22 protein-coding genes, 2 tRNA genes and 1 other annotated feature are annotated in these 18,313 nt (G+C 63.0%); of the genes, 16 read left to right on the top strand and 8 right to left on the bottom strand.

Annotated features, from left to right (window positions below):
* Positions 1-59: 59 nt before the first annotated feature.
* The 3 genes from ACMUJL_RS18575 to ACMUJL_RS18565 all read left to right on the top strand — a co-directional run bounded on the left by ACMUJL_RS18575 (position 60) and on the right by ACMUJL_RS18565 (position 4,080).
* Positions 60-3,506 (top strand): pyruvate carboxylase, encoded by a 3,447-nt coding sequence (locus tag ACMUJL_RS18575; protein ID WP_375571821.1) that lies wholly within the window; start codon positions 60-62, stop codon positions 3,504-3,506.
* Entirely contained in the window at positions 3,503-3,892 is a 390-nt protein-coding gene (locus ACMUJL_RS18570; RefSeq protein ID WP_375571823.1) for an MAPEG family protein, read from the top strand. Before ACMUJL_RS18575 ends, ACMUJL_RS18570 begins: the two co-directional genes overlap by 4 nt.
* Positions 3,893-4,005: 113 nt before the next feature.
* Positions 4,006-4,080 (top strand) — tRNA-Gly (locus ACMUJL_RS18565).
* Between the two features lie 78 nt (positions 4,081-4,158).
* On the opposite strand, the gene ACMUJL_RS18560 is transcribed toward ACMUJL_RS18565, so the two are convergent.
* The gene (locus ACMUJL_RS18560) at positions 4,159-5,481 is read right to left on the bottom strand and encodes a methyl-accepting chemotaxis protein (RefSeq protein WP_416914388.1); all 1,323 of its coding nucleotides are present in this window, start codon (positions 5,479-5,481) and stop codon (positions 4,159-4,161) included.
* Between the two features lie 163 nt (positions 5,482-5,644).
* The gene (locus ACMUJL_RS18555; RefSeq protein ID WP_068286821.1) at positions 5,645-5,884 is read right to left on the bottom strand and encodes an Lrp/AsnC ligand binding domain-containing protein; all 240 of its coding nucleotides are present in this window, start codon (positions 5,882-5,884) and stop codon (positions 5,645-5,647) included.
* 136 nt (positions 5,885-6,020) lie between these two features.
* Between ACMUJL_RS18555 and hisB the strand changes: the two genes are divergently transcribed.
* Positions 6,021-6,608, top strand: coding sequence for an imidazoleglycerol-phosphate dehydratase HisB (gene hisB / locus ACMUJL_RS18550; RefSeq protein WP_375571828.1), 588 nt, complete (start codon positions 6,021-6,023; stop codon positions 6,606-6,608).
* Positions 6,609-6,614: 6 nt separating this feature from the next.
* Complete coding sequence (gene hisH, locus ACMUJL_RS18545; RefSeq protein WP_068286826.1) at positions 6,615-7,253, top strand: imidazole glycerol phosphate synthase subunit HisH; 639 nt, start codon at positions 6,615-6,617, stop codon at positions 7,251-7,253.
* A 22-nt stretch (positions 7,254-7,275) separates the two neighbouring features.
* Here the strand turns inward: hisH and ACMUJL_RS18540 are convergent, their stop codons facing one another.
* Positions 7,276-7,665, bottom strand: a complete 390-nt coding sequence (locus ACMUJL_RS18540) for a DUF2147 domain-containing protein (RefSeq protein ID WP_068287062.1) — start codon at positions 7,663-7,665, stop codon at positions 7,276-7,278.
* Positions 7,666-7,753: 88 nt separating this feature from the next.
* Complete coding sequence (locus tag ACMUJL_RS18535) at positions 7,754-8,143, bottom strand: DUF2147 domain-containing protein (protein ID WP_375571830.1); 390 nt, start codon at positions 8,141-8,143, stop codon at positions 7,754-7,756.
* A 145-nt stretch (positions 8,144-8,288) separates the two neighbouring features.
* On the opposite strand from ACMUJL_RS18535, the gene hisA reads away from it, so the two are divergent.
* The 4 genes from hisA (at position 8,289) to ACMUJL_RS18515 (ending at position 10,536) form a co-directional block, all read left to right on the top strand.
* Positions 8,289-9,011, top strand: a complete 723-nt coding sequence (gene hisA / locus ACMUJL_RS18530) for a 1-(5-phosphoribosyl)-5-[(5-phosphoribosylamino)methylideneamino]imidazole-4-carboxamide isomerase (protein ID WP_375571832.1) — start codon at positions 8,289-8,291, stop codon at positions 9,009-9,011.
* A gap of 15 nt (positions 9,012-9,026) precedes the next feature.
* Positions 9,027-9,380, top strand: a complete 354-nt coding sequence (locus ACMUJL_RS18525) for a hypothetical protein (protein WP_068286834.1) — start codon at positions 9,027-9,029, stop codon at positions 9,378-9,380.
* A 70-nt stretch (positions 9,381-9,450) separates the two neighbouring features.
* On the top strand, positions 9,451-10,215 hold the full coding sequence (gene hisF, locus ACMUJL_RS18520) for an imidazole glycerol phosphate synthase subunit HisF (protein ID WP_375571835.1): 765 nt from the start codon (positions 9,451-9,453) through the stop codon (positions 10,213-10,215).
* A 9-nt stretch (positions 10,216-10,224) separates the two neighbouring features.
* Positions 10,225-10,536 (top strand): phosphoribosyl-ATP diphosphatase, encoded by a 312-nt coding sequence (locus ACMUJL_RS18515; RefSeq protein WP_375571837.1) that lies wholly within the window; start codon positions 10,225-10,227, stop codon positions 10,534-10,536.
* A gap of 56 nt (positions 10,537-10,592) precedes the next feature.
* On the opposite strand, the gene ACMUJL_RS18510 is transcribed toward ACMUJL_RS18515, so the two are convergent.
* The 3 genes from ACMUJL_RS18510 to rlmB form a co-directional block, all read right to left on the bottom strand.
* Positions 10,593-11,066, bottom strand: a complete 474-nt coding sequence (locus ACMUJL_RS18510) for a CoA-binding protein (RefSeq protein WP_375571839.1) — start codon at positions 11,064-11,066, stop codon at positions 10,593-10,595.
* A 230-nt stretch (positions 11,067-11,296) separates the two neighbouring features.
* Positions 11,297-11,635 carry a hypothetical protein gene (locus ACMUJL_RS18505; protein ID WP_375571841.1) on the bottom strand — a complete coding sequence of 113 codons (339 nt, stop codon included), beginning with the start codon at positions 11,633-11,635 and terminating at the stop codon, positions 11,297-11,299.
* 25 nt (positions 11,636-11,660) lie between these two features.
* Positions 11,661-12,440 carry a 23S rRNA (guanosine(2251)-2'-O)-methyltransferase RlmB gene (rlmB, locus tag ACMUJL_RS18500; RefSeq protein WP_068287067.1) on the bottom strand — a complete coding sequence of 260 codons (780 nt, stop codon included), beginning with the start codon at positions 12,438-12,440 and terminating at the stop codon, positions 11,661-11,663.
* 167 nt (positions 12,441-12,607) lie between these two features.
* Between rlmB and ACMUJL_RS18495 the strand changes: the two genes are divergently transcribed.
* The 6 genes from ACMUJL_RS18495 (at position 12,608) to ACMUJL_RS18470 (ending at position 16,616) form a co-directional block, all read left to right on the top strand.
* A tRNA-Tyr gene (locus ACMUJL_RS18495) sits at positions 12,608-12,691 on the top strand.
* 90 nt (positions 12,692-12,781) lie between these two features.
* Positions 12,782-13,723 (top strand): glycosyltransferase, encoded by a 942-nt coding sequence (locus ACMUJL_RS18490; protein ID WP_416914387.1) that lies wholly within the window; start codon positions 12,782-12,784, stop codon positions 13,721-13,723.
* An 81-nt stretch (positions 13,724-13,804) separates the two neighbouring features.
* A complete protein-coding gene (locus tag ACMUJL_RS18485) occupies positions 13,805-14,560 on the top strand; it encodes a hypothetical protein (RefSeq protein ID WP_375571845.1) in 756 nt (251 codons plus the stop codon).
* Positions 14,561-14,681: 121 nt separating this feature from the next.
* Entirely contained in the window at positions 14,682-15,038 is a 357-nt protein-coding gene (locus ACMUJL_RS18480) for a sugar 3,4-ketoisomerase (protein ID WP_375571847.1), read from the top strand.
* Between the two features lie 50 nt (positions 15,039-15,088).
* The gene (locus tag ACMUJL_RS18475; RefSeq protein WP_375571849.1) at positions 15,089-16,198 is read left to right on the top strand and encodes a DegT/DnrJ/EryC1/StrS family aminotransferase; all 1,110 of its coding nucleotides are present in this window, start codon (positions 15,089-15,091) and stop codon (positions 16,196-16,198) included.
* An 88-nt stretch (positions 16,199-16,286) separates the two neighbouring features.
* On the top strand, positions 16,287-16,616 hold the full coding sequence (locus ACMUJL_RS18470) for a hypothetical protein (protein WP_416914386.1): 330 nt from the start codon (positions 16,287-16,289) through the stop codon (positions 16,614-16,616).
* Between the two features lie 10 nt (positions 16,617-16,626).
* Here ACMUJL_RS18470 and ACMUJL_RS18465 read toward each other — a convergent pair.
* Positions 16,627-17,855 (bottom strand): IS3 family transposase gene (locus ACMUJL_RS18465; protein ID WP_375572370.1). Its coding sequence is split into 2 segments (ribosomal slippage): positions 16,627-17,567 and positions 17,567-17,855, totalling 1,230 coding nucleotides; the frame shifts between segments, so codons are not numbered across the junction.
* Positions 17,458-17,574: a sequence feature (AL1L pseudoknot), on the bottom strand. It overlaps the preceding gene by 117 nt.
* Between ACMUJL_RS18465 and ACMUJL_RS18460 the strand changes: the two genes are divergently transcribed.
* On the top strand, positions 17,854-18,285 hold the full coding sequence (locus tag ACMUJL_RS18460) for a hypothetical protein (protein WP_416914385.1): 432 nt from the start codon (positions 17,854-17,856) through the stop codon (positions 18,283-18,285). The genes ACMUJL_RS18465 and ACMUJL_RS18460 overlap by 2 nt on opposite strands.
* The last annotated feature ends 28 nt before the right edge of the window (positions 18,286-18,313 follow it).

Below are 18,313 nucleotides of genomic sequence, written 5' to 3'. Positions count from 1 at the left end.
GCATATGCGCATTCAAGGTGACCGGGGTACCGGATCGTCACGTCAGCAAGGAGCAGGCCATGGCCGAGTTCAAGAAAATCCTCATCGCCAACCGGGGTGAAATCGCCATTCGCGTCATGCGCGCCGCCAACGAACTGGGCAAACGCACCGTGGCCGTCTTCGCCGAAGAGGACAAACTCAGCCTGCATCGTTTCAAGGCCGACGAGGCCTACCGCATCGGCGAGGGCCTTGGCCCAGTTGCCGCCTACCTCAGCATCGACGAGATCATCCGCGTGGCCAAGCAATCGGGCGCGGATGCGATCCATCCCGGCTACGGCCTGCTGTCGGAAAACCCCGATTTCGTGGATGCCTGCACCGCCAATGGCATCACCTTCATCGGCCCCAAGGCCGAAACCATGCGCGCCCTGGGTGACAAGGCCAGCGCGCGCAAGGTGGCGATTGCCGCAGGCGTGCCCGTCATCCCCGCCACCGAGGTGCTGGGCAGCGACATGGACAAGATCCGCGCCGAAGCCGCCGGGATCGGCTATCCGCTGATGCTCAAAGCCAGCTGGGGCGGCGGCGGGCGCGGGATGCGCCCGATCTACGACGAAAAGGAACTGGCCGAAAAGGTCATGGAGGGCCGCCGCGAGGCCGAGGCCGCCTTTGGCAATGGCGAAGGCTACCTGGAAAAGATGATCCTCAAGGCGCGCCATGTCGAGGTGCAGATCCTGGGCGACAGCCACGGCGAGATTTACCATCTGTGGGAACGCGACTGCTCGGTCCAGCGCCGCAACCAGAAGGTCGTGGAACGCGCCCCCGCCCCCTATCTCACGCAAGAACAGCGCGAGGAACTGTGCGAACTGGGCCGCCGCATCTGCGCGCATGTGAATTACGAATGCGCCGGCACCGTCGAATTCCTGATGGATATGGCCGATGACAAGTTCTACTTCATCGAGGTGAACCCCCGCGTGCAGGTCGAACATACCGTGACCGAGGCGGTGACCGGCATCGACATCGTGCAGGCCCAGATCAGGATCGCCGAGGGCAAGACCCTGGCCGAGGCCACGGGCAAGGCATCACAGGCCGACATCCATCTGAACGGCCATGCCCTGCAGACCCGGATCACCACCGAGGACCCGCAGAACAACTTCATCCCCGATTACGGCCGCATCACCGCCTATCGCGGGGCCACGGGCATGGGCATCCGTCTGGATGGCGGCACCGCCTATTCCGGCGCGGTGATCACGCGCTTTTACGACAGCCTGCTGGAAAAGGTCACCGCCTGGGCGCAGACGCCCGAGGCCGCGATCGCCCGGATGGACCGCGCGCTGCGCGAATTCCGCATTCGCGGCGTCAGCACCAACATCGCCTTCGTCGAGAACCTGCTCAAGCACCCGACCTTCCTGAACAACGAATACCACACCAAGTTCATCGACGAGACACCGGCGCTGTTCCAGTTCCACAAGCGCCGCGACCGTGCCACCAAGATCCTGACCTATATCGCGGATATCACCGTGAACGGGCATCCCGAAACCGCGGGCCGGCCCAAACCGCCCGCCGAGGCGCGCCAGCCCCGCCCGCCCAGATCCGCCCCCGGCGCGCTGCGCGAGGGCACCAAGACCCTTCTGGAACGCGAAGGGCCCAAGGCCGTGGCCGACTGGATGCTGGCGCAGCAGCGCCTTTTGCTGACCGACACGACCATGCGCGACGGGCATCAATCCTTGCTGGCCACCCGGATGCGGTCCATCGACATGATCCGCGTCGCCCCTGCCTATGCCGCGAACCTGCCCGAGTTGTTCAGCGTCGAATGCTGGGGCGGTGCCACCTTCGACGTGGCCTACCGCTTCCTGCAGGAATGCCCCTGGCAGCGCCTGCGCGACCTGCGCCGCGCCATGCCGAACCTGCTGACCCAGATGCTGCTGCGCGCCTCGAACGGGGTGGGATACACGAACTACCCCGACAACGTGGTGCGCGAATTCGTGCGGCAGGCCGCCGAAACCGGCGTCGATGTCTTCCGCGTCTTCGACAGCCTCAACTGGACCGAGAACATGCGCGTCGCCATGGATGCGGTCCTTGAGAACGAGCGGATCTGCGAGGCCGCGATCTGCTATACCGGCGATATCCTTGACCCGGACCGCGCCAAGTATGACCTGAAATACTATGTCGCCATGGCCAAGGAACTTGAGGCCGCAGGCGCGCATGTCCTTGGCCTCAAGGATATGGCGGGCCTTCTGAAACCCGCCGCCGCGCGCGTGCTGGTCAAGGCGCTCAAGGACGAGCTGACGATCCCGGTGCATTTCCACACCCATGACACCAGCGGCATCGCGGGTGCCTCGATCCTGGCGGCCGCCGATGCGGGCGTCGATGCGGTGGATGCGGCGATGGATGCGTTCTCGGGCGGCACATCGCAGGCATGCCTCGGCTCGGTCGTCGAGGGGCTGCGCCACACCCCGCGCGATACCGGGATCAGCATCGACCGCGTGCGCGAAATCTCGGATTACTGGGAACAGGTGCGCGGCCAGTACGTGGCCTTTGAATTGGGGCTTCAGGCCCCCGCCTCCGAGGTCTATCTGCACGAGATGCCAGGCGGACAGTTCACCAACCTCAAGGCGCAGGCCAGATCCCTCGGGCTCGAGGAAAAATGGCCCGAGGTCGCCCGCACCTATGCCGATGTGAACAAGATGTTCGGCGATATCGTCAAGGTCACACCCTCGTCCAAGGTGGTGGGCGACATGGCGCTGATGATGGTCAGCCAGGGATTGACCCGCGCGCAGGTCGAAGACCCCGCCACCGATGTGGCCTTCCCGGATTCGGTGATCGACATGCTGCGCGGCAATCTGGGCCAGCCACCGGGCGGCTTTCCCGAGGCGCTAGTCGCCAAGGTGCTGAAGGGCGAGGCCCCCAATACCGAACGCCCCGGCAAGCACCTGCCCCCTGTCGATCTGGAAGCGGCCCGCGCCGATCTGGAAGCGCAGCTTGAGGGCAAGAAGGTCGATGACGAGGATCTGAACGGATACCTGATGTATCCCAAGGTCTTTCTGGACTACATGGGCCGCCACCGCATCTATGGCCCCGTGCGCACCCTGCCCACCCGCACCTATCTCTACGGGATGGAGCCGGGCGAGGAGATTACCGCCGAAATCGACCCGGGAAAGACGCTGGAAATCCGCCTGCAGGCCGTGGGCGAAACCTCGGACGATGGCGAGGTCAAGGTCTTCTTCGAACTGAACGGTCAGCCCCGCGTGATCCGCGTGCCCAACCGCCTTGTGAAATCGCAGACTGCCGCGCGCCCCAAGGCCGAGACGGGCAATACCGCCCATATCGGCGCGCCGATGCCCGGTGTCGTGGCCAGCGTCGCGGCCACGCCCGGCGCGAAGGTCAAGGCGGGCGATCTGCTGCTGACCATCGAGGCGATGAAAATGGAAACCGGCATCCATGCCGACCATGACGCCACGGTCAAGGCGGTGCATGTGACGCCCGGCGCCTCGATCGACGCCAAGGACCTGCTGATCGAGTTCGAAGCATGATCCCGCAGGTCACGGCGCTTTACGCGGGCCTTCTGGCGCTGGTCTACGTGATCCTCAGCGGCTGGGTGATCCGCGTGCGCATCCGCCAGAAGGTGCATGCCGGCGACAAGGGCGATCCGGTCATAGCCAATGCGATGCGGGTCCATGCCAATTTCGCGGAATACGTGCCGATGGCGCTGATTCTGCTGTTGCTGGCCGAGATGCAGGGCGCCCCTGCCCTTGCCCTGCATGTGCTGGGGGCTGTCCTGCTGCTGGCGCGGATCATGCATGCGCTGGGAATGGCGGCGCTGCCGCACAAACCGCCCCTGCGCGGCGGCGGTGCGGTGCTGACATTCCTGGTCCTGTTCGTGGGCGGCGCGGCCAACATCGCCCACGCCTTGTTCTGATTGCCCTTGTTTTATTGGCCTTTCCGGGCGCAGTGAAAAGTTTTTGCGCAAAGCCGCAATTTTCCTCTTGCGGGCGCCGCGCAGAATTTATAGATCACGCCTCACCCAAGGAAGCGGGCGTAGCTCAGGGGTAGAGCATAACCTTGCCAAGGTTAGGGTCGGGCGTTCGAATCGCCTCGCCCGCTCCAAAAAACAAAAAAGCCGGTCCTCGTGGCCGGCTTTTTTGTGTTCTGCGGGTTACGGCGCCCGGGCCCCATGGCCAACCGTCACCCTGCCGCCGATACACCAACGGCCGAGGCAGCCCGGCCACCTGCCGCCACGGCGGCGCTGACCCTGAAAACAGAAATCTCGGCCGCCAGTTCCGATGTTGCCCGCGACAGGACCTGCGTCTCGCGATTGGTCTGCACCACCATCTCGGCGTTCTGCCCTGTCACCTGATCCAGTTGCCGCACGGCCTCGGTGATCTGCGACAGCGTCTCGGTCTGGGCCATCATCCCTTGCACAATCGCGCCCACATTGCCGGCCAGCGACTCGACGCCATCAAAGATCGCGCCAACCTCCCGGCCCACCCGTTCCACCAGTTCCACCCCATCGCCGACATGCCGCCGGGCTTCGGCCATCAAGGCACTGATCTCCTGCGACGAGTTGGCGCTGCGCTGTGCCAGTTGGCGCACCTCGGCCGCAACCACGGCAAAGCCGCGCCCCGCAGGACCGGCCCGCGCCGCCTCGATCGAGGCATTCAGCGCAAGCAAATTGGTTTGCATCGAAATTCCGTCGATCACCGAAAGGAAATGCGCGATCCGTTCGGAAGATGTCTGGATCAGAACCATCGCCGCCATCACATTTTCCAGCAGCTTGCCGCTGACCTTGATCATCTCGCCGGTGCGCATGGCCACCGCATCAGTGCTGCGCGCATCCGCCACGGCCGTGCGCAGCATCGCGCTCATCCCATCCACCGATGTCCCCGTATCCCGCAGGGCTGTCGCCTGGATGACGGTCCGCGCCGATAGATTGTCCGACGCCTTGCCCAGCCGCGCACTGCCGTCCTGCACATGGCGCGCCACCGCGTCGACACGCCCGACCAACCTGTTCCAGTCCTCCATCGTGCGGTTGAAGACCTCGCCGAGCATCGCAAGGTCAGGCTGCCGGCTGATGGTGATCCTGTGGGTCAAATCCCCCTCGCTCAGCTTTTCAAGACCACGGGCCAGATCGGCAATCGCATGTCGGCGTTCGGTAACATCCGTTGCGATCTTGACCACGCGCACCACCTGGCCCTTCGCATCGAAACATGGCCCATAGGTCGCCTGGATCCAGATCATGTTGCCTTGGCGCGTGATCCGGGGCAATTGGTCGGTAAAGCTTTCGCCCAGAGCCAGCCGTTCCCAGAAGCGCCTGTAGGCCGGGCTTCGCCCATAGGTGGGATCAACGAAAATCCTGTGATGCTGGCCGATCACATCCGCCTCACTGTAACCCAGCGCGTTCAGGAAATTGGCGTTGGCCTTGAGGATCACCCCCTCAGGCGTGAAATGGATCACCGCCTGGGTCCGGTCGATCATGGCCAACAGGACGCCGTCGGCATCGCTCGTCAACTCAGAAGCGGGTTGATGGCGGGTCAAGGTGACACCTCGCTGGGTTTTTGCACCCGCAATCAGTCACCACAGGTTCTTAGATTCGGTTAAGATCACCCAACCCCGGCGAAAAAGGTTTCTGCGCAGGCCGCAAAACCACCGGGATCAGGCGGATCACCTGCCCTCAGAACGCCTTGAAGGTCAGCGTGGTCAGCGACCGCTCGATCCCCGGAATATCCAGCAGGTGGTCGTTGATGTATTTGCCCACATCCTGCCCCTCGGGGATGTAAAGCTTCATCAGCAGATCATATTCGCCGCTGGTCGAATGCAGCTCGGAATGAATCTCGCGCAGGGCGATGTCCTCGGCGACCTGGTAGGTCTTGCCGGGTTTGCAGCGCAACTGGATGAAGACGCAGGTGCTCATGGGATGCCTCGCTCTGATCGTGTCGCCCGAAGCTGGCACAGGCGCGCAACAGGGGCAATGGTCATCGTGCCCTCGCCTCTTCCCCCGCGCGCCCCATGCGCCTATAAGCGGCCCGACGACAGCAGGAGCCAGACCCATGCGGACCGCCACAATCACGCGCAAGACGGCCGAGACCGATATCACCGTCCAGATCGATCTGGACGGCACCGGACGCTATGACAACCAGACCGGCGTGGGGTTCTTCGACCACATGCTGGACCAGCTGTCGCGCCACGCGCTGATCGACATGACCATCCGCGCCACGGGCGATCTGCATATCGACGATCACCACACGGTCGAGGATGTGGGCATCGCCCTGGGCCAGGCCCTGACGCAGGCGCTGGGTGACAAGCGCGGCATCCGCCGCTACGGCAGCTGCCTGCTGCCCATGGATGACGCGCAGCTGCGCGCGGCCCTCGATCTGTCGGGGCGGCCTTTCCTTGTGTGGAACGTGGAACTGCCGACCGCCAAGATCGGCACATTTGATACCGAACTGGTGCGCGAGTTTTTCCAGGCCTTCGCCACCCATGGCGGCATCACCCTGCATGTGGATCGCCTGCACGGCTTCAACAGCCACCACATCGCCGAGGCGGCGTTCAAGGCCGTGGCCCGCGCCCTGCGCGAGGCGGTCGAACCTGATCCGCGCCGCGCCGATGCCATCCCCTCGACCAAGGGGACGCTGTAGGCCGGCATGAGCACTGTCATCATCGATTACGAAAGCGGAAACCTGCATTCCGCCGAAAAGGCCTTTCAGCGCATGGCCGATGAGGTGGGCGCGGGCCAGGTCACCGTGACCTCGGACCCCGACATCGTGCGCCGCGCCGACCGGATCGTGCTGCCCGGCGACGGGGCCTATCCCGCCTGCCGTCAGGCCCTGTTCGATCATCGCGGCCTGTTCGAGGCGATGGAAGAGGCCGTGATCACCCAGGCCCGCCCCTTCCTGGGGATCTGCATCGGGATGCAGATGCTGGCGACGCGCGGGCTGGAATACACGCCCACCCCCGGCTTTGACTGGATACCCGGCCAGGTCGAACGCATCACCCCCGCCGATCCCGCGCTGAAAGTGCCGCATATGGGCTGGAACGATCTGGTGATCGACCACCCCCACCCGGTCTTTGACGGGATCAAGACGGGCGATCACGCCTATTTCGTGCACAGCTACCACATGCATGTGGCTAACCCCGCGCATCTGCTGGCGCATGTGGATTATGCCGGGCCGATCACCGCCATCGTGGGGCGTGACAATATCCTCGGGATGCAGTTCCACCCCGAGAAAAGCCAGCGGGTCGGCCTGCGGATGATCGGCAATTTCCTGGCATGGCGGCCCTGATCCGGGCCGCCATCCGGTCGTCCTACTTCACCCGCGACCAGCTGCCGCCATCGCGGCAGATGCCAAAGACGCAACCGCTGACCTTCAGCGTATCGCCCGACAGTTCCAGCCGCGAGTTGTAGGTCTTGTCGCGGTCCGGCGACCAGACCTTGCCCTTGTAGGACCCGCCGCCCGCGCTCACCGTCTCGGAAATGATCTGTCGGCCGGTGTTGGGGCTGGCCATCTCCTTGCCGGCGCTGTCGAAGCTTTTCACCAGCGTCCCGCAGATCTGCTGCCCGCAGGGCGCGACCTCGATCAGGCCGGTATTTCCATTGTCATCGGGCGCCGTGCGCCATGTGCCCAGAAGCGGCTCTGCCAGCGCGCCCCCTGCCCCAAGAACCAGTGCCGCCGCGAAAAGTGCCGTCTTGCGCATGCCATCATCCTCCCTGATGCCTGCGCTGATCCTGCCGTGCCGCCCTTTACCGATCAAGCCTGACCTTGGATCAGTTGACGCAAAGGGATCATTTCACGCGGGTCCAGCTGCCCCCGTCGCGGCAGATCCCCAGGACGCAGCCGCTGACCTTCAGGGTGTCTCCGCTCAACTGCAAGCGCGAGTTATAGGTCTGGTCGCGATCGGGTGCATAGATCTTGCCCCGATATTCACCACCACCAAAGGCTACGGTCTCGGACAGGATCGTCATCCCGTTTTCGGGATTGGGAACCTCCTTGCCCGCCGGATCCAGCGAGGCGATCAACGTCCCGCACAGCGCCACACCACAAGGGGCCACCTGAACCACGCCCATCGTGCCGTCATCCTGCGGGGCCGTGCGCCACGCGCCCAGCAAAGGCTCGGCCAGACCAGCCCCCGCTGTCGCCATCAGGATCAGGGCCGCCATCGTCATCCTTTTCATCACGCCACCTCCTACCATACCGGCCACGACTGTGACCTGAACCGCCCCACCGATCAAGCGACACCGTCGCGCGTTGCATTTCCGCGCCGCCCATGGTCAAAGGCCGCCAATCCCGCCCGCGACACATGACAAGACAGGTGCACCCATGATCCTTTATCCCGCCATCGATCTGAAAGACGGCAAGGCCGTGCGGCTCTACAAGGGCGAGATGGACCAGGCCACGGTCTTCAACGACGATCCGGCCGCACAGGCGATGGAATTCGTCGATGCGGGCTGCGAATGGCTGCACCTTGTCGACCTGAACGGCGCCTTCGCGGGCGAGCCGGTGAACGCCGCCCCCGTCGAGGCGATCCTGGAACGCACGAAGGTGCCCGCGCAACTGGGCGGCGGCATCCGCGACATGGCCACCATCGACCGCTGGCTGTCGAAGGGGCTGGCCCGCGTGATCCTGGGCACCGTGGCCGTGGAAAACCCCGCCCTCGTGCGCGAGGCCGCCCGCGCCTTTCCCGGTCAGGTCGCCGTGGGCATCGATGCGCGCGACGGGCGCGTGGCCACCAAGGGCTGGGCGACCGAGACGGATGTGATGGTCACTGACCTCGCCCGCAGCTTTGAAGACGCGGGCGTCGCCGCCATCATCTATACCGACATCAACCGCGACGGCGCGATGCAGGGCCCCAATATCGACGCCACCGCCGCCCTCGCCCGTGCGGTCAGCATCCCGGTCATCGCCTCTGGCGGCGTCTCGTCCCTGGCCGACCTCATCGCCCTGCGCGATTGCGGTGCGCAGCTGAACGGCGCGATCTCGGGGCGCGCGCTCTATGATGGCGCGCTTGATCTGCGCGCGGCGCTGGCCGCGCTCAAGGCCTGACGGACAGGCCAGCGCGTGACCATTCTTCTGGTATTGGTATTCCTCCTGGTTCCCTTTCTGGTCTGGCGCTATTTTCGCGCGCGCCGCATCGCACTGACCGTGATCGCCCTGTGGCTTGGCCCGGTGCTGTTCCTCATCGGCTTCGACCTTGCCATGTCGGGCTGCGCGAATGTGCCCTACACATCCGTCGCCGGATACCTCGACTGCCCTACAAGGGCGCATGAGCTGGCCTATGCGGTCTTCGGCCTGCCCGCGTCGCTGCTGGTGGTGCTTTTGCTCTCGCATGGCCTTGCAAGCCTCGCCCTCTTCCTCACGCCGTTGATCATCGGCCTCGCGCTGGAACTGATCCTGCGCCGCACCCGGCGATAGCCGCGCCGTTGCATCGCCTGCCCGCGCAGAGTAAACGCAAGGGCGCTTCCGTCGAAAAGGCCCGCCCCGCATGCTCAAGGTCCGTATCATCCCCTGCCTCGATGTCGCCGATGGCCGCGTGGTCAAGGGTGTGAACTTCGTCGATCTGCGCGATGCGGGCGACCCCGTGGATGCGGCCCGCGCCTATGACGCGGCCGGCGCGGACGAGCTGTGTTTTCTGGATATCCACGCCACCCATGAAAATCGCGGCACCATGTTCGACGTGGTCCGCCGCACCGCCGAGCAATGCTACATCCCGCTGACCGTGGGCGGCGGCGTACGCACCCCCGCCGATGTGCGCGCCCTGCTGCTGGCCGGCGCCGACAAGGTCAGCTTCAACTCCGCCGCCGTCGCCAACCCCGATGTGGTGGCCGAAGCCGCTGACCAGTTCGGCAGCCAATGCATCGTGGTCGCCATCGATGCCAAGACCGTATCCCCCGGCAAATGGGAGATTTTCACCCATGGGGGCCGCAAGCCCACGGGCATCGACGCCGTGGACTTCGCCCGTCTGGTCGCGTCCAAGGGCGCGGGCGAGATCCTGCTGACCTCGATGGACCGCGACGGCACGCGCGCCGGCTTCAACCTGCCGCTCACCCGCGCCATTTCGGATGCGGTGGATATTCCCGTCATCGCCTCGGGTGGGGTCGGCAACCTCGATCACCTGGTCGAAGGCGTGACGCTGGGCGGGGCCTCCGCCGTGCTGGCGGCCTCGATCTTCCATTTCGGCGATTACACCATCGGCCAGGCCAAGCGCCACATGGCCGCCGCCGGGATCCCGATGCGACTTGATAGCTGAGGCTGAAACATGACCCTTGATGAGCTCACCACAATGATCGCCGCCCGCGCGGAGGCAGATCCCGACACCAGCTGGACCGCAAAGCTGCTCTCCAAAGGCCCCGAGAAATGCGCCGAGAAATTCGGCGAAGAAGCGGTCGAGGCGATCATCGAGGCCGTCAAGGGCGACCGAGCCGCCCTGACATCCGAGGCCGCCGATGTCCTGTTTCACCTGCTGGTGATGCTGCAATCGCGCAATGTGGCGCTCTCCGACGTGATGGCCGAACTCGCGCGCCGCCAGGGCACCTCCGGCCTTGCCGAGAAAGCCGCCCGCAAGGGCTGACCCGCCCCCGGTTTCTTCTTGCCATAAATATCCGGAAAGCCACGCAGGCCCCGGGATCACAGCTTCGACGAGATCACACCCGTCGCAAAGCCGCCCATCCGCAATTCGCCGAACAGGCGCTGGTATTCGATCTTGGGGCAGCGGTTCATCACCACATCGACACCCCGCGCCCGCGCCATCTCTGCCGCCTCGACATTCTCGACCCCGATCTGCATCCACACGGTCTGCAGCTTCGGAAACAGCCGCAACGCCTCCTCCACGATGGGGGTCACGTGCTCGGACCGGCGGAAGATGTCGATCATGTCGACGCCGCCCGCGATATCCGAAAGATGCCCCATCACGGTCTGGCCGAACAGCCGCTCGCCGGCATGGCCGGGATTGACGGGGATCACGGTAAAGCCCTTCAGCGACAGGTAGCGCGCCACGTAATAGCTGGGCCGCACCGGGTTCATCGACACGCCCACCACGGCCACGCGGCGGGTGCGTTTCAGGACATCCTTCAGAAAGGCATCGGAATAAATCTCGCTCATCCGGGCAGCATATCCCGACGCCCCTGCCCCGAGAAGGCCCGCAGCGGCGCTTTGCAGAAAAAAGCGCCCAAGGAAACCTTGGGCGCCAGTCACGGAACGAGGGACAGTGAAGAAAGCGCGTATGTTCCGATAGCGCGCCTTCCACTATCAGATAGGAAGCATGAACGGATTATGAAGATGCGGTAATATACCTGTGATCCGCGCGCGATCCGCCCGGTGATCAGGCGGGATCAGTCGAACACATCCTCGATCAGGTCGAATATCTCGCCCGCCAGCCAGCGCGCAGCGCTTTTGCGCTTCTTCGGCTTTGCCTTGATCTTGCCCTTGCCCTGCGTGGCGCGGGACCAGTCGATCTGCGGCGTGACCGGCCGGTTGCGCGGCCCGCCCCGTTCGGGCTGCGGGGTGACCACGGGATGGTCCTGCACCGCATCGGCGCGCAGGGATTTCATGTTGTGCAGCGGCGCCCCGCAGGACGCACAGGACAGCTCGTGCCGCTCCTTGCCACGCAGCACCAGCGCCGCGCGCATGCCGCAATAGCAGCAGGTCGCCACTTTCGTCCCATAGGTCATGCGCCCGTCCTTCGATTCCGGTTCTTCAATGCTCCATGGAAGCATATAGGGCGACCGCCGCCGCATTTGAGACGTTGAGCGATCCGAATTCCCCGGCAAACGCAATCTTGACCAGGTGATCACAGGTTTCGCGGGTGCGTTCGCGCAATCCCGGCCCCTCGGCCCCCAGAACCAGCGCGACGGGACGGTCGCGCCGCCCCTCCAGCGCCTGCTCGATGGTCTGCGGGGCCTCACCGTCCAGCCCCAGCAGGATATAGCCCATCGCGCGCAGCTCCTCCATCGTGTCGGCCAGGTTCTTGACCCGCAGATAGGGTTGCCGCTCCAGCGCGCCGCTGGCTGTCTTGGCCAGTGCGCCGGTTTCGGGCGCGGAATGATGCCGCGGCCCGATCACGGCACAGGCGCCGAACACCTCGGCCGAGCGCAGGATCGCGCCCACGTTATGAGGATCGGTCACCCGGTCCAGCAGGATCACGCGCGGCACTCGCCCCGGCACACCCGCGCAGATGTCGGCCACACGCCCCCAGTCCAGCGGCCGCACCTCGAGGGCTGCCCCCTGATGCACCGACTGCGGATCGATGGGCACCGAGAACTTGCGCGGATCGACAACTTCGGCCTCGATTCCGCTGGCGGCGATCGCCTCGGCCAGCTTGTCGCGCGCGTTCAGCGTGACCACCAGCCGCAACTTGGTCCGCGCCGGGTTCATCAGCGCATCGCGCACCGCATGCAGACCGAAAAGCCAAAGCGTTTCATTGGCATCGGCCTTGCGGGCCTGTTCCTTTTCGACGACCCATTTGGGTTTCTTCATCGGTTTCGCCCCCGTCCGGTTCGCGTCTGTCACATTGCGCCCGTTCATGCGCCGCGGGTCGCGCATCTGCAAGGTTTTTCACACCGGTCGACTGGACGGTTTTTCCTGTTGACGTCCCCCAAGCGGGGCATTAATCAGCCCCTCACGCGCCGGGCAACCGGAGCAGTGGGCGACAGGCCGCAAGGTGTGGCAGGGGACTGTAACTCCCTCGCGGAGACGCACGCCTGGTTCGATTCCAGGGTCGCCCACCACTTAATCCCAAGAATTCCTGCCAGAACGTCATCCGGATGATGGATATTTTCGTTCCGCGTGACCGGCTTCTCTGCTGGCTCTAGCCAAGAATGGCCGGAATGTTTATGCATCGCGTCATCCAGCTTGCCGGATCGTCATGCACACACGGACTGCAGAAGAAAAAGCGAATGCCTGAAGCGATGATGCAGCCCCCTGTGACATTGATGATCATGATCTACAATCAGGCCCGGTTCATCACCGATGCGGTGCAAAGCGCGTTTTCGCAGACCTACGATGGGCCGCTTGAAATCCTGCTCTCTGACGATGCGTCGACCGATGGCACAACGGAAATCCTGCAGAGCCTTGTTGCACAATATGACGGGCCATTTCGCGTACGCTTGAATGTCAACCGGCGCAACCTTGGGCTGATGGCCCATTTCAACAAGGTCTTTGCCTTGGCCAGCCATGACTTTGTCGTGTGTGGTGCCGGTGATGACATCTCGCGCAATGACAGGGTCGCGCATCTTGCGCGGATTCAGGCCGAAACCGGTGCATGGCTGCTCTACTCAAGGACAGAGTTCATGAACAGCGCCGGGAAGATGCTGCCCGATCCCGGCATCGCGACGACTTTTGCAACAGACTGGACCTTGCCCGACGTCGCCCGCTCCAATGCGTTGTTCATCGGGGCTGGATCAGCCTATCAAAAGGACGTCTTGCGGAGTTTCGGACCCATCATCGAAAAACACGCATTCGAGGATTTGGTGCTGGGCTTCAGGGCAGCCCTCTGCGGGCGAATTGCATATTGCGACGAACCCTTGGTGCAATATCGTCTGGGTGAAGGACTGTCACGCGCAGGCCGAACCAGCTTTCAAGAGCGAACTCAGGCCCTTACGGTCTGGATTGCCGTGCTGCGCCAGCGTTTGACAGATGCGAAGGGCTTTGGTCTTGCCTTCGGTGATCCGATCATGGAGACCCTGCGAGACACCCTGTCTCAAGCAGAGTTCGCACTTGTCGATCATCTCAAGGCAGGTGCAATTGCGCAGAGGGCTTGAGGGGCTGCAAGACCATGACTGGCCACCACGCATAAACAGACCATTGGCGAAACAAAAGGAAACGGGCAGGTTGCGACCGTGATGGATACAGACAAGCGTTTTCTCATTCGCATGGCCATGACCTCTGTTCATGGTATCCCGAAGGATTGGACGGGGTGCAGCCCCATGGTCGCCGCCTTGCTTGACCTTGCCAACCACCCAATCTGTGCGGCGACTGATGCCCGTGCCGCGCGCTGCCTCGTTGCCCTTGGTGGCCGCCTTCCGGTGTCACGCACTCCGAAGGAATGCGTGCCGGGCAGCGTTGGCGTGCTGTTGATGGATGCCCCCATGGCCCTGACGCCGGAATGGGCAGAGACACTTGCAGACAGCGCGATCGTGATCATCAGGGGGACGGAAGACCGCGCTTGTGCAGAACAAGGCGCCGTCAACTGCGTACTGGATTTCGAGCATGGTTTTTCGATCGGAGTCCGTCCAGGTGGCTTGAACGAAGAGTTGCGGCAGTTCATGGCAACTTGCGCGCAAGACAGGATGCTGGCCGGTGCGATCGTGCAAATGGCGCTTGTTCTGCAAAGCAGGAACGCGCATGTCGCGCTTGCGTCGGATGCATTGCAGCAGCGCGATGCAAGGATCGCCATGTTGAGCCGCCCCGGCACCGAACCTGCGCCCAACCACAATCCCCCCACTTCCGATAACGAGGCGATGCTGTCTGGCGGGTTTGCGAACCGCACTTCCGCTGGAAGCGCACCGCGGAAGGAACCTCAATATTCGCGGCTGCGGCGGAGGGCCATAAGACTGGCCAAGCGACTGGCCAAACAGCTGGGGCTGTCGCAGAACTGAAACGCGGTCGGCGGGCCCTGTCCGCGCCCGCCAGGCAGCAATCGGATTGCCAATGGCAAGGCAACTGCGTTAACGTGCCCGGCGGCTGTTTCGAGCCGAATTTGCCCGCGGGAAAGAGAAGTTGTCGATCCAAAAGTGCAATATTGTCAATCTTCCCAAGATCACGGATCCACGGGGCAACCTGACCTTCATTGAGGGGGGAAATCACATCCCCTTTCCGATCCAGCGGGTCTACTACCTCTATGATGTGCCTGGCGGCGCCGAGCGCGGCGGCCATGCCCATAAACAGTTGCAGCAATTGATTATCGCCATATCAGGCAGTTTCGACGTGGTGCTTGATGATGGGCACGAGCGGAAAAAAGTGCAACTGAACCGATCCTATCACGGCCTGTATGTCTGCTCGATGATCTGGCGCGAGATCGAGAACTTTTCCTCCGGGGCAGTTTGCCTTGTCCTCGCCTCCCGCCCCTATGACTAGGACGACTATTACCGTGACTACGACACGTTCCGCGGGGCAGTTGGCAGCTCATGACCCTGCAGGTTCCGTTTCTTGATGTGCATGCCACCTATCGCGAGCTGAAGTCCGAGATTGATGCAGCCGTGGCGCGGGTTCTTGACAGTGGATATTACATCCTCGGCCCGGAAGTTGAGAGATTCGAGCACGAGTTTGCCCGTTATTGCGAAGCCGATTACGCGGTGGGCGTCGGCAATGGCTACGATGCACTGGTGTTGGCCTTGAGGGCACTCGACATCGGAAGCGGACACGAGGTGCTGGTGCCCTCGAATACATATATTGCAACCTGGCTGGCAATTTCGGCGGTCGGGGCGAAACCCGTGCCGGTCGAACCGGATCTCCATACCTGCAATATTGACGTGACGCGTCTGGAAGCGGCGCTGACGCCCAGGACCCGCGCGATCATACCTGTCCATTTGTATGGACAGCCTGCGGATATGGACACCATTCTGGATTTCGCCGCCAAACACCACCTGCGGGTTGTCGAGGATGCGGCACAGGCCCATGGCGCTCGCTACAAAGGGCGCCGTATCGGTGCCGGCAGCGATTTTGCCTGCTGGTCCTTTTATCCGGGCAAGAACCTGGGCGCGCTCGGCGACGGCGGTTGCCTGACCACGTCCGATGCGGATCTGGCAGAGCACGTGCGTTTGCTGCGCAACTACGGCTCTCGGGAGAAATATGTCCACGAGGTGCAAGGCGGAAACAGCCGACTTGATCCCGTTCAAGCGGCAATTCTGCGTGTGAAATTGCGGCATCTTGATGAGTGGAATGGCAGACGCCAGAGGGTCGCCAGCATCTACCTGGATGGTCTGCGGGGTGCGGACCTGACCCTGCCGCATGTGCCGGAATGGGCAGAGCCTGTCTGGCATCTGTTCGTCGTCCGCCATGGGCAGCGCGACGCGCTTCATCAGTCCCTGACGCAGGCGGGGATCGGCTCACTGATCCATTATCCGGTCGCGCTGCACATGCAGCAAGCCTATCGTGATCTGGGCATCCCGCCAGAGGGATTGCCTGTCGCACGGCAGTTGTCCAGCGAGGTCCTGAGCTTGCCCATAGGCCCGCATCTGGGTGATGATGCAGTTGCGCAGGTTGTCGAGGTTGTGAACCGTTCTTGCCGGCCTTGAAGCGGCGGCGAAACAGTCGCGCAGAGCAGTCCGACCACCTGGAAAGCATGCAATCCGCGCGCTGATCTGACCTTTGAAGGGAGGCATGATGCAAAAGAACCTGTTGATCGTCGGAGCCGGCGAGTTCGCTGACATAGCCTACGAGTATTTCACCTGCGACAGCGATTACACGGTCGTCGGATTTGCCGTCGAGCAGGCGTATATCGAAGAGACCAGCAAGTTCGGCCTCCCCGTCGTTCCGCTTGAAACGGTGGACTCTGTTTTTCCGAAGGACAGCGTAGAGGTCCATGTGGCCGTGACATCGACCAAGCTCAATCAGGTCAGAGAGCGTCTGATCGGAATGATGCGCGGCAAAGGCTATCGCTTTGCCAATTACGTCAGTTCCCATGTGAACCGCGCCGGGTTTGCCGGAGGCTGATTGACGTTAGTTACGCGGCCACGGGTTCAGTTTCCAGAGCTGCGTAGAAGTTTGCTTCGGCTTCTGCGGGCGGGATGTTCCCGATAGGCTCGAGCAGGCGGCGGTTGTTGAACCAGTCGACCCATTCGAGTGTTGCGTATTCGACGGCCTCGAAGCTGCGCCACGGGCCGCGACGGTGGATGACCTCAGCTTTGAACAGGCCGTTGATCGTTTCGGCGAGGGCGTTGTCATAGCTGTCGCCGACGCTGCCCACAGAAGGTTCGATACCCGCCTCTGCCAGCCTTTCGGTGTATTTGATGGACAGGTATTGGCTGCCTCGGTCGCTGTGATGCACCAGCCCCATGCCTTTGACCGGGCGACGTTCGTGGACCGCCTGTTCTAATGCATCAAGGACGAAACCGGCGTGAGGGGAGGTGCTGACGCGCCAGCCAACGATCCTCCGAGCATAAGCATCGATCACGAAAGCCACATATGCGAACCCCTTCCAGGTTGCGACGTAGGTGAAATCACTGACCCACAGCATGTTCGGCGCGGGCACCCGGAACTGGCGGTTCACTTTGTCCAGCGGACAGGGCTGCTTTTTGTCGGGGATCGTCGTTCTGTGAGGCTTGCCTCGGATAATGCCCTGAATATCCATATCCTTCATCAACCTCGCGACCGTGCAGCGAGCGACAGTAAAGCCCTCGCGGCGCAGCTGGTGCCAGACCTTGCGCACGCCGTAGACGCTCCAGTTCTCCTCGAAGACACGCCGGATCTCTGGTCGCATCGTCTCGTCCCGGCGCGCGCGATCCGACCGCCGGGTTGGATCGGCCCTCTTGGCCAGATGATCATAATAGGTGGACGGGGCGATCAGCAGCACGTTGCAGATCGGCTCGACCCCGTGCGCATCACGATGCGCGTCGATGAAACCCACCATCACTTCGACCGGCGGTCGAGCTCCGCCAGCGCAAAATAAGCCGACGCCTTACGAAGTATCTCATTCGCCTGGCGCAGCTCACGGTTCTCGCGTTCCAACGCCTTCATGCGATCGGCCATCTCGCTGGAGACGCCCGGACGCTTGCCGCCATTGACCTCGGCCTTCTTGACCCAGTCGTTCAGGGTCTGGGGTGCGCAGCCGATCTTCGCCGCAATCGACATAATCGCCTGCCAACGCGATCCGTGCTGCCCCTCATTGTCGAAGACCAGTCGCACCGCGCGTTCACGCACTTCGGGGGAAAACTTGTTCGTTGTCTTGCTCATGATGCTCCATCCTACTCAGGAGTTGGAGCCTCCGGCAAACCCGGCGCGGTTCAATGCCTTCGTCTGGCGCACCGCGACCTTGGGTGAAAACGTCTTCATCTTCGAAAACAACGTGATCCAGCACGGTGTGACAATCGGGGACGGCGTTGTTCTGTGGAGCGGGAACCACATCGGCCATCAAAGCCGGATCGAGGACTTCTGTTTTCTGTCATCGCACGTGGTCATCTCGGGCTATTGCACAATTGGGCGCAGGTCCTTCCTGGGGGTGAACTGCACCCTGGCCGACCATGTCAGCATCGCCGCGGATTTATTCATCGGACTGGCGAGCGTCCTGAACAAGTCGGTGCAAGAACCGGGTCAGATCATGACAGGCAATCCCGCCGTCGCCTCGAAGGTGACCGCCTACAGATATTTCAAAGTGAAGCCCTGATGGCCTGGGAAAAGCTTGGGCTTGTCTA

It is taken from the genome of Seohaeicola sp., assembly GCF_048006315.1.
Lineage (GTDB): Bacteria > Pseudomonadota > Alphaproteobacteria > Rhodobacterales > Rhodobacteraceae > Seohaeicola.
Note: the sequence above shows the minus strand (reverse complement) of the source record. Positions and strands in the feature narration are given on the sequence as shown.

What these genes read in the sequence shown, in the direction of transcription:
- ACMUJL_RS18485 (WP_375571845.1), top strand. Translation starts at nt 13,805, where the DNA reads ATGGATACAGACAAGCGTTTTCTCATTCGCATGGCCATGACCTCTGTT.
- hisA (WP_375571832.1), top strand. Translation starts at nt 8,289, where the DNA reads ATGATCCTTTATCCCGCCATCGATCTGAAAGACGGCAAGGCCGTGCGG.
- ACMUJL_RS18490 (WP_416914387.1), top strand. Translation starts at nt 12,782, where the DNA reads ATGGCCGGAATGTTTATGCATCGCGTCATCCAGCTTGCCGGATCGTCA.
- hisF (WP_375571835.1), top strand. Translation starts at nt 9,451, where the DNA reads ATGCTCAAGGTCCGTATCATCCCCTGCCTCGATGTCGCCGATGGCCGC.
- hisH (WP_068286826.1), top strand. Translation starts at nt 6,615, where the DNA reads ATGAGCACTGTCATCATCGATTACGAAAGCGGAAACCTGCATTCCGCC.
- ACMUJL_RS18540 (WP_068287062.1), bottom strand. Translation starts at nt 7,665, where the DNA reads ATGCGCAAGACGGCACTTTTCGCGGCGGCACTGGTTCTTGGGGCAGGG.
- ACMUJL_RS18470 (WP_416914386.1), top strand. Translation starts at nt 16,287, where the DNA reads ATGCAAAAGAACCTGTTGATCGTCGGAGCCGGCGAGTTCGCTGACATA.
- ACMUJL_RS18510 (WP_375571839.1), bottom strand. Translation starts at nt 11,066, where the DNA reads ATGAGCGAGATTTATTCCGATGCCTTTCTGAAGGATGTCCTGAAACGC.
- hisB (WP_375571828.1), top strand. Translation starts at nt 6,021, where the DNA reads ATGCGGACCGCCACAATCACGCGCAAGACGGCCGAGACCGATATCACC.
- ACMUJL_RS18555 (WP_068286821.1), bottom strand. Translation starts at nt 5,884, where the DNA reads ATGAGCACCTGCGTCTTCATCCAGTTGCGCTGCAAACCCGGCAAGACC.
- ACMUJL_RS18575 (WP_375571821.1), top strand. Translation starts at nt 60, where the DNA reads ATGGCCGAGTTCAAGAAAATCCTCATCGCCAACCGGGGTGAAATCGCC.
- rlmB (WP_068287067.1), bottom strand. Translation starts at nt 12,440, where the DNA reads ATGAAGAAACCCAAATGGGTCGTCGAAAAGGAACAGGCCCGCAAGGCC.
- ACMUJL_RS18460 (WP_416914385.1), top strand. Translation starts at nt 17,854, where the DNA reads ATGATGCTCCATCCTACTCAGGAGTTGGAGCCTCCGGCAAACCCGGCG.
- ACMUJL_RS18475 (WP_375571849.1), top strand. Translation starts at nt 15,089, where the DNA reads ATGACCCTGCAGGTTCCGTTTCTTGATGTGCATGCCACCTATCGCGAG.
- ACMUJL_RS18535 (WP_375571830.1), bottom strand. Translation starts at nt 8,143, where the DNA reads ATGAAAAGGATGACGATGGCGGCCCTGATCCTGATGGCGACAGCGGGG.
- ACMUJL_RS18570 (WP_375571823.1), top strand. Translation starts at nt 3,503, where the DNA reads ATGATCCCGCAGGTCACGGCGCTTTACGCGGGCCTTCTGGCGCTGGTC.
- ACMUJL_RS18505 (WP_375571841.1), bottom strand. Translation starts at nt 11,635, where the DNA reads ATGACCTATGGGACGAAAGTGGCGACCTGCTGCTATTGCGGCATGCGC.
- ACMUJL_RS18515 (WP_375571837.1), top strand. Translation starts at nt 10,225, where the DNA reads ATGACCCTTGATGAGCTCACCACAATGATCGCCGCCCGCGCGGAGGCA.